Genomic DNA, 13,757 nt, shown 5'->3' with positions numbered 1-13,757 from the left:
AAGATAACTATACGAAGAAGAAAAGTGAAGGGGCATATACTATTTGAATTTGAAGCTCAGGAGTAATAATTAAAAAGGTCGATTAAGCGTTGCAAAAAATTAAATTCGCTCAACTTCAACTTTTTTAATTGGATTCATAAATAGCGCATTCAATCCTGAGCCTGTCTTCTGACGCTACCAATTCAACTTGTAAAGGTGAGCTGATAGTGATAAATGGAGTGATCGTTTTTAGTCAAAGAAATTATTGTTAAAACATAAAACTGAAAAAAAATGAAATTGCTCATTTCATACCTTCTTCTGGCCTTCATCACTTTTGCCTCCCATGCCCAATCCAAACTTTCTATTCGGGGAGTGGTGAAAGATACCACGAATATCCCGCTCGATTATACCTCTGTACTACTTCTTAGCCCAAAAGACTCGGCCTTGGTGGCATACACCCTGACCAATAAAGACGGAGAGTACCAATTCAAAAACGTAGACAAACAACCGCTGCTCATCAAAGCAACTTATATGGGCTACCTTCCCGTACAAAAGGAACTGGTTCTCCCTGAAACAGGTGACTTGGAAGTCGATGAGATTCAGTTGATGCCAATCTTACAGGAACTCTATGAGGTAGTAGTGAAAGCCGCCAAAGCGCCGTTGATGATGCGGGGAGACACGCTTGAGTATGATGCAAGCAAATTCAAAGTGCCCCCTGGAGCGACCCTGGAAGAATTGCTCCGCAAGCTGCCTGGGATACAAATCGACAAGGATGGAAATATAGTTGCACAGGGGGAACAAGTACAGAAAGTAACAGTGGATGGAAGGCGCTTTTTTGGAGGTAATACAAAAATGGCCACGCAAAACTTAAATGCAGAGTCAGTAAGCAAGCTTCAGTTATTCGATGACAAGTCAGAACAGTCCAAGTTAACAGGCGTGGAAGATGGAGTGAAGGAAAAAACCTTAAACGTTGAGCTGAAGGAGGAAGCCAAAAAAGGAGGTTTTGGTAAGCTTTCTGCAGCACTGGGCACAGACGGAAGATGGTCTGCAAATGCCTCCTTCAATAAATTTGACAAAGTAAACCAATTTTCGGTGATCGGCTACGGCAATAATGTCAACCAATCCGGTCTGAGCTGGGACGACATACAGGAGTTTAAAGGGAGCGGTGCTTTCCAATTTGGCGATACTGGGGACTTTGGTTTTAATGGTAGGGGTGGGTCGAATTATATTTCGTTTTCAGGTGGAGACAATGAAGAGTCTTTCGAAATCCCCTTCAATAACCTCAACTCTGGCTACTCAAACAACCAAGCCATTGGCGTCAATTATAACTACCTGAAGGATAAGAAGGATTTTAATAGCAACTACTTCTATAGCCGCAGTGATCAGGCGCTAGAGAGTTTCAATAGCAGGACCAATTTCTTGCAGGACAATACCTCCTTCACTTCCACAGACCAAAGCAATCAAAATAACATGGCAGGTCACCATCGGGTAAACCTTCGTTTTCAAAACGAATTAGACAGTGCCAACACCATCACCATTAACGCAAAAGGAAGGCTAAGTTCACTTACTACCTACTTGGCCAGCCATCAAGAGCTGATTCGCAGTAGCACGGAGCAAAGCCAAATGGATAGGAACAACCAATCGGATAAATGGTCAGGGGCCTTTCAGGGCACAGCAATTTATAGGCATAAATTCAAAAAAAACGGACGAAATTTTGCTGCCAGTATCAGTGATACGTATAGTAAGGCAGACCAAAATGGCATACAAAAATCCGTCGTAGATCTCATGAACTCAACAGACCCAAACACCTATTTCCGAAACTTGGATCAATTGAACCAGGCACTGAATGGCTCTAACCTTATCAAGTCAAGCCTACTCTTTGTCGAACCAATCAAAAAAATATTTTTCTGGGAGACTTTCTACAATTTCAGCCAGTCACAGAGCGAAACAGACCGACAAGTATACGATGTGGAATCGAGCGACACCCAAGAGCTAAATCCGGACCTCAGTCGACTTTTTGAAAATACAATTACCTACAACAGATTTGGTTCTAGCATCCGATATGCCAACAAAGGCAATAACTTAAGCGTGGGTTTAGCTGCCTCCAACTATCGATTAAATGGACAATTTTCAGTCGTAAAAGGTAGTGAGATATTAGGCCGAGTGAACAAGAACTACCTCAATTTCACCCCTAATGTGACTTACTCGAAAACAATGAAAGGGAACAAGCGTATCAACGCAGGCTATACCATGGGCGTCAATCCCCCAAATATCACCGACCTACAGCCATACAAGGACATATCTAATCCATTGTATATACGGGAAGGAAATCCTGATTTAGAGCCTGAAGTATCCCATACTTTCAATACAGGATATAGCATGTATGATCCTGCCACGTTTATAAATTTGAGGATTTCATTCAATTCAACATTCTATCAGAATCAAGTAGTTCAAAATCAAACCATAGACCCAGGAACCTTTGTCACTACCTACAAGGCAGGAAATGTTTCAGGGGGGCAGCGTTATAACCCATATCTAGGTTTTGGTTTTCCCATCGTAAAAACCAAGGCTTCCGCCTACTTATCTGCAAATCCCTCCTATTCTAAAAGCCTCTCCCTCATCAACTCAATCGAGACAGAGACCAATACTTTTAGCAATAACTTTGGGGTAAATTTAAATCTGACACCTTTAGAATGGCTCAGCCTGTATACCGGGTCATCCTTCCGACTTAGCAAAACCAAATACGAACAAAATCCTTCCCAAAACCAGGACATAATAAATTGGAGCGCTTATAGTAATATGAACATAAAATTTCCCAAAGATTTTTACCTAGATGTAAAATTCAACTACAACCGATATGAAAACGAAAGTTTTGGATTTGATCAGGAAGTACCTATCCTCAATGCATTCGCCTATAAACTACTCGGCAAGGCTAAAAAATGGGAAGTCAGGCTATCCGCATACGACATCTTCAAGCAAAATCAAACCATCAGCCAGTTTGCAGGCCAAAACTACGTTTCCACTGGAAGGATTGAAACGCTATCAAGGTATTTCCTACTCGGACTGACTTATAATATGCGGGGAGTAGAAGTGAAAAAATATAGATAAGTAAGTTGTAAAGTGGGGAAGTGCTACAGTCACAAAATCACCAAGAGGCAAGTTTCTTAACTGGTAAATTACTTTCTTCCCCCGCTTAACCGTTTGGGCATAACCAATAAGCGTAATGATATAATTTATATCTGCATTTTAAGAAACAAACCACCTAGTTTCCCAGTAAAAAAAATTGATTTCTCATAATTTATCATGGCATATGTAGTTAACTAGACAGGTTTCAATGTTGGTATATTTTGCAAATCAATTCCACCTATTCTGATTCAGCCAATTCTTAAATCATTAAAACAATGAAATTAAAATACCTAAAGATCCTTATTCTATTATTAATTTCCACAGGAGTAAGAGCCCAAAATATGGTGGGTGAGGTAGAATACCGATACCGCATATTCTATGATAAAATCTATTCCAACCTCCCTCACATTACCGCGCAGGAAAAGGATAGAATCCTACTCTCCTGGAGTAATCCTGATGGCTACAGCACTCGGATGAAACTTCAGTTTTGGCCAGAAAAAAGTGTTTATACTTTCGGAGAACCCTATCAAGTCCAAAGCTACTCTTGGCAAGTAAATGACTATCTCATTGAAAACAATTTAGAAGACCAGACCTATCTGAAATACATGGACCAAATGGGCAAAACTTACATCGTCCGTGACAGCCTAAATGCTCCAAAATGGAGAGTAATGAACGAAATACGGGATATTCTGGGACACATGTGTATGAAAGCTGTGTCTGAAGACAGCATTAAAGGCCAAAAGATCACTGCTTGGTTCGCCTCAGATATTCCTGTCCCAACAGGTCCAGAGGAGCAATTCGGGCTTCCAGGTTTGATTTTGGCTTATGACATCAACGACGGCATGCTCATCGTGGAAGCCGAGAAAATCACTTTTGGAGAACCGGAAGAAATCATCACCCTGCCAAAAAAAATGAAAGGGAGAGAAGTATCTGGCACTAAATATCAAGACATGGTCCGAGAGTTTATCCAATCTTCCATCAAAAGCAAGCGAGCTTGGATGTGGACAATAAGATATTGAGAAGGCTGTAGAAATTTCAAAGTCGGAAAGTAAGGAGGTTAATTATCTGCTTCTTTCAAGGAGCATAATTATATCAACAGGAGAATGGATTTGGTCGGTTAAAAGCCACTGGGATTGTCTATACCAGACTTCAGTACTGGTATAGACAATCCTGGAGCGATCCGCTCTTCCTTTTTTTTCTTACAAGGAAACATGTACTTATTTTTTTTACACATCGGTAAAGTGGATTAACAAGGAATTGGCCTAATCATTCAAAATTTTACCTTCAGGTACTTTTTACACACTCCGCTAAGGCTTATCCGCCACCTGACTTTGATTTGGCATTCCAATTGATTGCAAGTCTTAAAACTTTTAAGAAATAGATATGAAAATCAAGTTGATTCAGGAGTTTAAAGAATTTGCCGTAAAGGGAAATATGATTGACATCGCAATAGGTGTAATTATAGGTGCGGCTTTCAACAAAGTAGTTGATGTTTTGGTAAAGGAAATTTTTTTGCCGCCTCTATCTTTTTTGACCAATGGAATAAATTGGGAGAACAAAAAAATAGTCCTGAGGGAGGAAGTGATACTAGATGGTGTCACCCATCCTGAAGAAATTTCAATTGGGTATGGGAATCTAGTGGAAGCAAGCGTAGATTTTTTGATCATTGGACTGACCGTTTTTTTCATCGTAAAGCTAATGAACTCCATACAAAAGAAAGCAGAAGACCCTCAAAACAACACCGTAATCACACCTAAGAACATTGAACTACTAAGCAGAATGACAGCATTGATGGAAAGGCAAGTAGAACTCCTGGAAGGGAAAAGCACTAAAAATTCTAAATAGTAAAGCTGGTATACCTCTAAGTAGCCCAATCCCACTACCTAAGCTTTGGGAGATAAATGCCTTTAGAAATGCGGGCAAAACTAGATAATTTGACGCTTTTGAGATTTTGGATACCACATCTTTAACAATTGGCATTGCCCGCACAAATTTATAAAGCACCTGTTAAAACCAATATTACTATCCATTTTGTGGTATAAACTAGGCCAATTTCGAAAGGTTATTAATAAATTTTAAGAAAGAAAAACGACTCTATTAAATAAATTATTAACTGATTAAATATATTTTTTATATATTATAGAGCTGATTAAAACAATTTTATAAAGATTAAATAGTATTTTACGTTTATAGTGATTTTGGCACAAATCTTGAGAAATACTAGTTAAATGATTTTCTCATTTAACCAACTATTAAAATGAAAAATGAAAATAATTTTCAGTTAAGAGGAACGGATTTAATTTCGCGTAAGGTAAAAACAGCGAGAGATGAGTCTGTAGGTTCCATCAAAGACATCGTTCTTAACACCACCACGTCTCAGGTAGATTATGTTGTGTTGAAAGTAGACGAAGGATTTTTGAATCTTGGTTCAAAACTTCTTGCGCTACCTTTTGAATCCTTTGGTTTCAATCCTTCCTATGATGATGCCATATTTGTGAGAGAGACCAAAGAAACATTGGAAAATGCTCCAGGTTTCGATAGTGACAATTGGCCGACTGGTCCACAAGGGGAGTTCCTACACACCATGCGTACCTATTATAGTCAAGAAGATCGTAGTCTAAACGGACGATATGACTTTGAAAACAGAACCATTTTCAATCAACAGGATACTTTAGATGTAAGTGCAGATAGAATTAAAGAAAAGAATTCCGGTAGCGGTTTTTTAGAAAAAGACCGAAGAGGTGACAGGCAATCTCACGCCAGAAGAGGAGGGGATCCCATAATATAAATTTAAATTAAGTTTCGGAAAGCTAATCCATTTAATGGGTTAGCTTTTTTTTCTATACAGAATAGGTTGCCTTGTTTTTTAGTGGGGCATAAAGAGCTAACCATCTCAAGTAGATGACTAAGATCATATTGTAGGAATATTATCCTTTGTAAATTTACAGGACTATAAGTAAATCAATTTATGAATACAGGTCTTGTACTTTCTGGCGGTGGAATGAGAGGTGTTGCACACATAGGAGTGATAAAAGCACTGGAAGAATATGGAATCTATCCTACTCACATTTCTGGTGCCAGCGCAGGAGCTGTTGTAGGGGCACTTTATGCCGGCGGTGTTGCTTGGCCCGAAATGTTGAATTTCTTCAAAACCATTCCAATTTTTCATACCAATAGATATGCGCTCAGTAAACCTGGATTTATAGATAGTGAAAAATTTTATGATAATTTCAAGGCTTTTTTTCCTGAGGACGACTTCAGTGTTTTAAAAAAACCGCTTTATATAACTGCCACTGATATCATTAAAGGAACCCTTAAAATTTTTCACAAAGGACAACTCATCAGACCAATACTCGCCTCAGCATCCGTTCCAGGGATGTTCACTCCTATAAAAATTAAGGCTAGCTACTATGTGGATGGCGGGGTTTTGAACAATTTTCCAACTGAACCACTTCAAAAAGATTGCGAAAAAATTATAGGTGTATATGTAAATCCATTAAAAAAAATTAAAATTGGCGACTTGAAACATGCATATACTGTAGCTGAGAGGGCATACAGAATAAAATCTGCCTCAGAATCCATCATAAAATTCGCAGCATGTGATTTAGTAATATCGCCTTCAGGTTTGTCTGGATACAAAACGTTTGACATGAATGGAATAGATGAAATCTTTGAGTTGGGCTACTCAGCTGCTAAAAAAATTCTGGAAGAACAGAAGTAATCCTTTTAAGTTGCCCCATTAGGTTGGACCTCAACCATCTTTATTATAATTAATCCTGATCTATATCATACCTAAGTACATTTGGCAATTATATATTTGTCAAAACAGTACATGAACACCACAACCTTACCCTATATTGGTGAAAAATCTTGGCTAAGCTACTTAGTGGTATTTTTAGCCTACCTAATGTTTGGCTTAGCCTTGCAATGGGCAATTTATGCCTTGTTAAAAGTAGGCCATACAAGAAGGCCGACGGTTTTAAAAGCCCAGCTGCTGGAGTACCTTAAAAAGCCTACCAAGTTTTTAGTCCCGATAATCCTTATTATCATCTATACCAACTTTTTAGAATTGACTGTTATTTGGTATAGGCTTATTGAGGCCATAATCCTTATTAACTGTATGTGGCTCCTAATTGAATTTCTTCGATGGTTAGAAAAAGATATAAAACATAAATTTGAGAAAGCTGACAACCAAAATTCGAAAGACCGAAAAATACTTACCCAAATCCGGTTTATCAAAAACATGGCCTTTATCATCATCCTCACACATGCCATCACCCTTATTCTATGGAATATCCCAACAACCAAAAGAATAGGTCAGTCAATACTCACTTCTTCAGGTGTTATAGGGGTTAATACAGGGCATTCAGTCCAAAAGCCGGAGGTCAATATATTGGTAACAGAAATGAATGAACCGGCCTTGAAACCTCGGGTTTCTGTTAGCTTAAAGACTGCAATGGATAAATGAAATATAATATGTATTTTGGAGGAGCAATCGATCGGTTTTACGAAAGGAAACATCCTGATCACTCCCGAAACCCTATAATTGGTTTCTCAATTATTTTCAAACCTTTAAAATTATGAGGAATATAATACTTGCAATAACCTGTATAGAATGGCAGAGGAATTAAAAGACAACGAACTCTTTAAAGGCATTTTTGAATCCTCAGTAGAAGGAATATTGGTCGTAGACCACCAGGGCAATATAATCAGAGCAAACCCTTCGGTGGAGAAAATGTTTGGTTACCAACCTGGGGAATTGATTAGGAGAAAAGTAGAAGACCTTATTCCGGATAATTTTAAAAAAAACCACCAAAACCATAGAATAAAATTTGCCAAGAAACCTAAAAGTAGGGCTATGGGCAAAGGAATTGACTTATGGGGTCTTAGAAAGGATAACAGCCAATTCCCATTGGAAATAAGCCTTAGTCCAACAAAAATAAAGGAGAAAAAAGTAGTCATCGCTTTTATAATAGACATCACTACCCGCTTTTCAGCATTAAAGGAGGCTGCCATCAATTTGGAAAGGATGGATGAAGCCCAAAGTTTGGCCCATGTCGGTAGCTATGTTTGGAATCTGCAGACCAATGAAAGAAATTGGTCTGATGAATACTATAAAATATGTGGCCTCCTTCCAGGAGACGGACGACTTACCGCTGAAACTGCCAGTCAATTTATCCATCCTGATGACAGGGAAAGCACTTTAGCGGCCATTGATTTCGCCATTAAAAACAATACACCCTATTCTACAAACACAAGATTTGTTAGAACCGATGGTACGGTAAGGTATATAATGGCCAAGGGAAAGGCCTCCTATGACAGCGATGGCAATCCCTTAGAATGGTTCGGTACCATACAGGACATAACAGCCGAGAGAACCATTGAGAACAATCTTTATATTAGAAACCGCGCTCTAGCCGTAACCTCAAGTGGCATTGTTATTTGCGATGCCCAGCAAGCAGATTACCCCATTATCTATGGCAATGAGGCCTTTTCAAAGACCACAGGCTACAATTACGAAGATTTTATCGGTAAAAACTGTCGGTTTTTACAAGGTCAAGACAAAAACCAGAAAGAGATTAAGATCATGGCCACTGCAGTAAAACAGGGCAAAAGTTGCCGTGTAATATTGCGCAATTATCGAAAAGATGCTTCTTTGTTTTGGAACGAGATTGCCATCACGCCCATATACAACAACAATAACGTTTTGACCCATTTTGTAGGTGTACAGAATGATGTAACGGCACGTAAGGTTGAAGAATATTTCAAAATTGGTCAATCTCATGTGATGGACATGATCATCCAGCATGAACCATTAAAACACATTACAGATAAAATTGTAGAAACAATAGAAACGGCTATTCCCAATTGCATCGGTTCTATTTTATTGCTGAACAAAGAAAAGGGATCCTTGCATAAATTGACCGTAACCAATCTTCCACCTGAATTCACCGATGCAATTGAAGGGATTACTATTGGTGCTAAAAAGGGTTCTTGTGGCACTGCTGCATTTTTAAAGGAGGAGGTGATTGTTACCGAGATTACAAGCGACCCCCTGTGGGAGCATTACAGAGAGCTAGCTTTGACAAATAACCTCAAAGCATGCTGGTCTTTCCCTATATTTTCTTCAAACAAGGAGCTACTGGGAACCTTTGCAGTTTACTTCAATACCGAAAGGAAGCCACTTGCCGTTGAAAAGGAAATAATATTCAATATAACCCAAGCAACAAGTGTGGCCATTGAACAACACAATGTAAGAACGGCTTTATATAAGAGTAGAGAAGAACTGGCTGCCTATGCAGAAGTACTAGAAAACAGGGTATCTGAACGCACTACCGAGTTAAAGGATATCGTCCAAAAATTGGTGGAATCAAATTTAAGCCTTGAAGACCAAATACAGGATACTAAAGCCGCCGAAAATAGGGCCCTCAGCAGCCAGGAATTATTGGGGAATATTTCTAAAAATTTTCCCAAGGGCTTTGTCGCCGTTGTTAATTCAAAACATGAATTGATATTTTTAGGAGGCGAAGAATTGGGCGAATTGGGATTTAAAGACATATTGGACACTACTATCACAATAAGTGAAGTCAAGGGTGTACCAGAAGAGGTAAAGAAAAAGGTAACCACAAATGTTCAGAAAACATTTGCAGGACAACACTGTTCGTTTGAAATAAATTTTCAAAGTAGATCCTATTTGGTCAATACCACACCTTTATTTGATAAGGACAAAAATATAGTCCAGGTCTTGTTGGTACACAATAATATCACTGATCAAAAAAAGATAGAAATTGAGATTCGAAATACCCTACGGAAAGAAAAAGAGCTCAATGAACTGAGATCTCGCTTTATCTCAATGGCCTCTCACGAATTTAGAACTCCTTTGAGCGTTATTCTTTCTGCTACCAACCTGATAGAACGGCAGAATGAGCCAGGCAAAGAGGATAAGCGGATAAAATATGTAGGCAGCATAAAATCGAGTATAAAAAACCTAGTGGCCATACTCAATGATTTCCTTTCACTTAGCAAGCTGGAAGAAGGAAAAGTGGTGGCTGAGCCAATTTTATTCGAATTTATAGAATTCTCAAAATCATTGGTCGAAGAAATTCAGGGAATCAAAAAGAAAGGTCAGGAAATCAATTTAGTATCGAATCAGACGAGTATTGAAGTAGGCCTTGATCCCAAATTGACACGACATATTTTACACAATTTATTGTCGAATGCCATTAAATATTCCGAAGAAAACACGACGATTTCCTATAAGATTGAGTGTAACGATGAAAATCTATTGTTAACCTTTACTGATCAAGGCATTGGCATACCAGAAGAGGAGGTAAATCAATTGTTTCAACGCTTTTTTCGTGCCAGGAATGTTACAAATATCCAAGGAACAGGCCTTGGTTTGAATATCGTAAAACAGTATACTGAATTGATGGGGGGGAACGTAAGGTTTGAGAGTAAACTTAATGTAGGAACCACTTTTACCGTTGAACTACCTTTAAATTTAATGAAAAATGAAAAAAATACTGCTAATTGAAGACAATCGGGAAGTTCTCGAAATGACCGCAGAAATTCTTGAACTTGAGAACTATGAGGTATCCACTGCTGAAAATGGGAAAATTGGCATTGAAAAAGCCCAGCAATTCAAACCAGACCTTATTTTATGTGATATAATGATGCCCATAATCGATGGCTATGGCGTATTTCAGCACTTAAGCAAAGACCCTACAACGGCAAGTATCCCTTTTATTTTCTTAACAGCAAGATCGGAGAAATCGGATTTACGTAAAGGTATGACAATGGGAGCCGATGATTACCTGACCAAACCTTTTGAAGCACACGAATTGCTAGAAGCAATTGAAGTTCGACTAAACAAAAACATGTTCTTGCGGAAAGTATTTGCCAGAAACGTTGAAGGAATCAATGCATTTATCAAAGAAGCCACAAAGTATCAAAATCTAAAAGAGCTTTCTGAAGACAGAAATCTCACTAAATTGAATCCCAAAGAAGTGATTTTCTCGGAGGGAAGCACCGCCCACAATCTGTATTTCATTCAACACGGAGAGGTTAAAACCTTCAAGCACAACGAAAATGGAAAGGAATATGTTACAGGCATGTTCAGCCGTGGCGATTTTATCGGACAGCTTTCAATATTGGGAACTTCGGGACGCTATACCGAAACAGCCATTGCACTCAACAAAGTTGAAATTTGCAGTATTCCCAAAGAAGACTTTACCCAATTACTCTTCAACAATAAGGATGTTTCGAACAAGTTCATCAGTATGATTTCGAATAATGTTCTTCATATTCAGGATCAATTAATGAGCATGGCATTCGATTCGGTGCGAAAAAGGGCTGCTACTATACTCTTGGAATTATTTGAAAAAGGGCTTATCAAAGACACTAAAGAGGATGGGCTTAGTGTGTCCAGGGAAGATTTTGCAGGTCTTATTGGTACAGCAACAGAAACGGCTATTCGGGTACTTTCTAATTTCAAAGAGGAAGGTTTGATTCAATTGGGTGAATCCCGCAGAGTAATCATTTGTGATAAAAAACAATTGCAACAGGTGGCCAACTTTGGTTAAAAAATTGGCTAGGTCCTACAATACTTTAGCCAATCCCAACGATCAAACATCAATTAAAGCATTCATACACAGGTCCTCACCATTGCCGCAATGCCATTGTCCCTACCAAAAAGCCAATTCCATTTTTTACAAAATGTTTAAGGTTGCCAATAAAATTATTAACAACATGATCTAAATCAGATAAATTAAAAGCGTGTAAATGTAAATTAGCATATAGAGAATGTCCCAACCATAAAAATGCAATCTCTAAAAAGTAATTCACATGCACGACCCAGAAACAGAACACAAACAGGTTCTTATTAAATCATTTGATCAAATAAAAGAGCTTGAAAAGGTTTTAAAAGCGATTCATGAAATTGATTCCGATAAAATAGCACTTTCAATTATCGGTAATCTAGGGGATACCAATGTAAATAACCCAAAGCAATTGACTGAAGAAAAAAAGCAATTACAAACCTTTTTTGAGGAATTCTTGGGTAATGATATCAATTTTGACACCTTTTATAACCCAGAGATAGGCTACCTGTTTGTAGTCGGTTTTTTAGTGCTCACATTTCTTAATCCAGTAGGAGGACGAACAATTGGCGCATTGTCTGGTGGTCCTTATGGGATATTAAGAGGATTGGGGCTAAGTGAGTCCGAAGCCAATCTAAGTGTCAAAAAACTTAGCATTGGTATTTATTTACTATTGGCCAGAGGGGAAAGAGGGGAGATCAGCAAATTAGAGAATATTATAACAAACTTAGAAAAGTCGCATCCTTCAAAATAATTGGAAATAGCTATTTTATTACGCCTAAAAGCCAGCATAACTAAATAAACCCACCACCGAAATAAAAGTCAAAACCAGTAGGGGAATGCCTTACTGGTTTTGACTTTTAATATATGGTAGCACTTATCGGTACAATAGTAATCAGTTGTTTTCTATTATTATTTTTAGCGCCTTCTCTTCTTCCCCGTTTAAAAAGACCTTATAAGCATGTTCTAAATCGGAAAGTGGAAAACGATGAGTAATCAATTTTTTCAAATCCAATCGATTGATAGACACTGCTTTTAAAAGCATAGGTGTTGTGTTTGTGTTTACTAGTCCAGTAGTAATCGTGAGGTTTTTTATCCATAGCTTTTGGATATTAAAATCAACTTTTTCCCCATGAACACCTACGTTGGCAATATGTCCACCAGGTTTAACAATTTCCTGACAAATATTCCATGTCGCTGGAATGCCTACTGCTTCGATAGCAACATCAACACCCGCTTCTCCAACAATGGCCACCACCTTAGCTGCTACATTTTCCGTTCCGGAGTTTATGGTATGTGTTGCTCCCAATTCTTTTGCCAATGAAAGTCTATTGTCATCCAAATCAATCATGATTATTTTTGATGGAGAATAAAACTGGGCTGTCAATAGTACAGACATTCCTACAGGTCCAGCACCAACTATGGCAACTTCATCTCCTGGTTTTACATTTCCGTATTGCACCCCTATCTCATGACCTGTAGGCAAAATATCACTTAAGAGTACAGCCACCTCATCATCAATAGTTTCAGGTATGCGATGAAGGCTATTGTCAGCATATGGGATCCTTACGTATTCCGCCTGGACACCATCGATCATATAACCTAAAATCCAGCCACCATCCTTACAATGCGCATACATTTGTTTCTTACAATATTCACAGGAGCCACAAGAAGTAATACAGGAAATTAAAACCTTGTCACCAACTTTAAATTGAGTAACACCACTCCCAATTTCCTCGATGATTCCCACACCTTCATGACCAAGAATACGCCCACGCTCAATCTCTGGATTTTTGCCTTTATAAATCCCTAAGTCAGTTCCACAGATGGTTGTCTTTAGCACTTTAACCATTACATCTGTGGGTTTTTGAATCGTAGGTTTTGGTCTTTCCTCTAAGGCTATGTTATGATCACCATAATAAACCAATGCTTTCATTTTGAGTAATTTTAGGTTTAAAATAAATTCCCTTTAATAGGAAATAGAGCTTAAGGTCAATAGAATAAGAGAAAAAAGCAGCGAAATCATGGCTTAGGTATTTTTAATTGAACAAATCG

Annotated in this window: 10 protein-coding genes; 9 read left to right on the top strand and 1 reads right to left on the bottom strand. The window is 38.3% G+C overall.

All coding sequences use genetic code 11. The features are described from left to right. Positions 1–270 precede the first annotated feature (270 nt). From AC0L7T_RS00880 to AC0L7T_RS00840, 9 genes are all read left to right on the top strand, one after another. Positions 271–3,087 carry an outer membrane beta-barrel protein gene (locus AC0L7T_RS00880; protein WP_473340387.1) on the top strand — a complete coding sequence of 939 codons (2,817 nt, stop codon included), beginning with the start codon at positions 271–273 and terminating at the stop codon, positions 3,085–3,087. Between the two features lie 293 nt (positions 3,088–3,380). Beyond that, entirely contained in the window at positions 3,381–4,124 is a 744-nt protein-coding gene (locus tag AC0L7T_RS00875) for a GLPGLI family protein (RefSeq protein ID WP_473340385.1), read from the top strand. Between the two features lie 364 nt (positions 4,125–4,488). Beyond that, entirely contained in the window at positions 4,489–4,950 is a 462-nt protein-coding gene (gene mscL / locus AC0L7T_RS00870; protein WP_473340383.1) for a large conductance mechanosensitive channel protein MscL, read from the top strand. A 412-nt stretch (positions 4,951–5,362) separates the two neighbouring features. Then, the gene (locus AC0L7T_RS00865; protein WP_473340381.1) at positions 5,363–5,893 is read left to right on the top strand and encodes a PRC-barrel domain-containing protein; all 531 of its coding nucleotides are present in this window, start codon (positions 5,363–5,365) and stop codon (positions 5,891–5,893) included. 180 nt (positions 5,894–6,073) lie between these two features. Next, entirely contained in the window at positions 6,074–6,826 is a 753-nt protein-coding gene (locus AC0L7T_RS00860; protein ID WP_473340380.1) for a patatin-like phospholipase family protein, read from the top strand. Between the two features lie 111 nt (positions 6,827–6,937). Beyond that, the gene (locus tag AC0L7T_RS00855; protein WP_473340378.1) at positions 6,938–7,573 is read left to right on the top strand and encodes a hypothetical protein; all 636 of its coding nucleotides are present in this window, start codon (positions 6,938–6,940) and stop codon (positions 7,571–7,573) included. 147 nt (positions 7,574–7,720) lie between these two features. Beyond that, entirely contained in the window at positions 7,721–10,639 is a 2,919-nt protein-coding gene (locus tag AC0L7T_RS00850; RefSeq protein ID WP_473340376.1) for a PAS domain-containing sensor histidine kinase, read from the top strand. Next, entirely contained in the window at positions 10,617–11,687 is a 1,071-nt protein-coding gene (locus AC0L7T_RS00845) for a response regulator (protein ID WP_473340375.1), read from the top strand. Before AC0L7T_RS00850 ends, AC0L7T_RS00845 begins: the two co-directional genes overlap by 23 nt. 262 nt (positions 11,688–11,949) lie before the next feature. Continuing rightward, positions 11,950–12,456, top strand: a complete 507-nt coding sequence (locus tag AC0L7T_RS00840; RefSeq protein WP_473340373.1) for a hypothetical protein — start codon at positions 11,950–11,952, stop codon at positions 12,454–12,456. 141 nt (positions 12,457–12,597) lie between these two features. Here the strand turns inward: AC0L7T_RS00840 and AC0L7T_RS00835 are convergent, their stop codons facing one another. Then, a complete protein-coding gene (locus tag AC0L7T_RS00835) occupies positions 12,598–13,638 on the bottom strand; it encodes a zinc-dependent alcohol dehydrogenase family protein (protein WP_473340372.1) in 1,041 nt (346 codons plus the stop codon). Positions 13,639–13,757 lie beyond the last annotated feature (119 nt).

It is taken from the genome of Cyclobacterium sp. 10D3-21 (assembly GCF_055809755.1).
The sequence above is the reverse complement of the archived record's forward strand: the minus strand, read 5'-3'. Positions and strand labels throughout refer to the sequence as shown.

Excerpts from the sequence above, each read along its gene's own strand:
- AC0L7T_RS00875 (WP_473340385.1), top strand. The coding sequence starts at position 3,381 with ATGAAATTAAAATACCTAAAGATCCTTATTCTATTATTAATTTCCACA.
- AC0L7T_RS00860 (WP_473340380.1), top strand. The coding sequence starts at position 6,074 with ATGAATACAGGTCTTGTACTTTCTGGCGGTGGAATGAGAGGTGTTGCA.
- mscL (WP_473340383.1), top strand. The coding sequence starts at position 4,489 with ATGAAAATCAAGTTGATTCAGGAGTTTAAAGAATTTGCCGTAAAGGGA.
- AC0L7T_RS00845 (WP_473340375.1), top strand. The coding sequence starts at position 10,617 with ATGAAAAAAATACTGCTAATTGAAGACAATCGGGAAGTTCTCGAAATG.
- AC0L7T_RS00835 (WP_473340372.1), bottom strand. The coding sequence starts at position 13,638 with ATGAAAGCATTGGTTTATTATGGTGATCATAACATAGCCTTAGAGGAA.
- AC0L7T_RS00850 (WP_473340376.1), top strand. The coding sequence starts at position 7,721 with ATGGCAGAGGAATTAAAAGACAACGAACTCTTTAAAGGCATTTTTGAA.
- AC0L7T_RS00865 (WP_473340381.1), top strand. The coding sequence starts at position 5,363 with ATGAAAAATGAAAATAATTTTCAGTTAAGAGGAACGGATTTAATTTCG.
- AC0L7T_RS00880 (WP_473340387.1), top strand. The coding sequence starts at position 271 with ATGAAATTGCTCATTTCATACCTTCTTCTGGCCTTCATCACTTTTGCC.
- AC0L7T_RS00840 (WP_473340373.1), top strand. The coding sequence starts at position 11,950 with ATGCACGACCCAGAAACAGAACACAAACAGGTTCTTATTAAATCATTT.
- AC0L7T_RS00855 (WP_473340378.1), top strand. The coding sequence starts at position 6,938 with ATGAACACCACAACCTTACCCTATATTGGTGAAAAATCTTGGCTAAGC.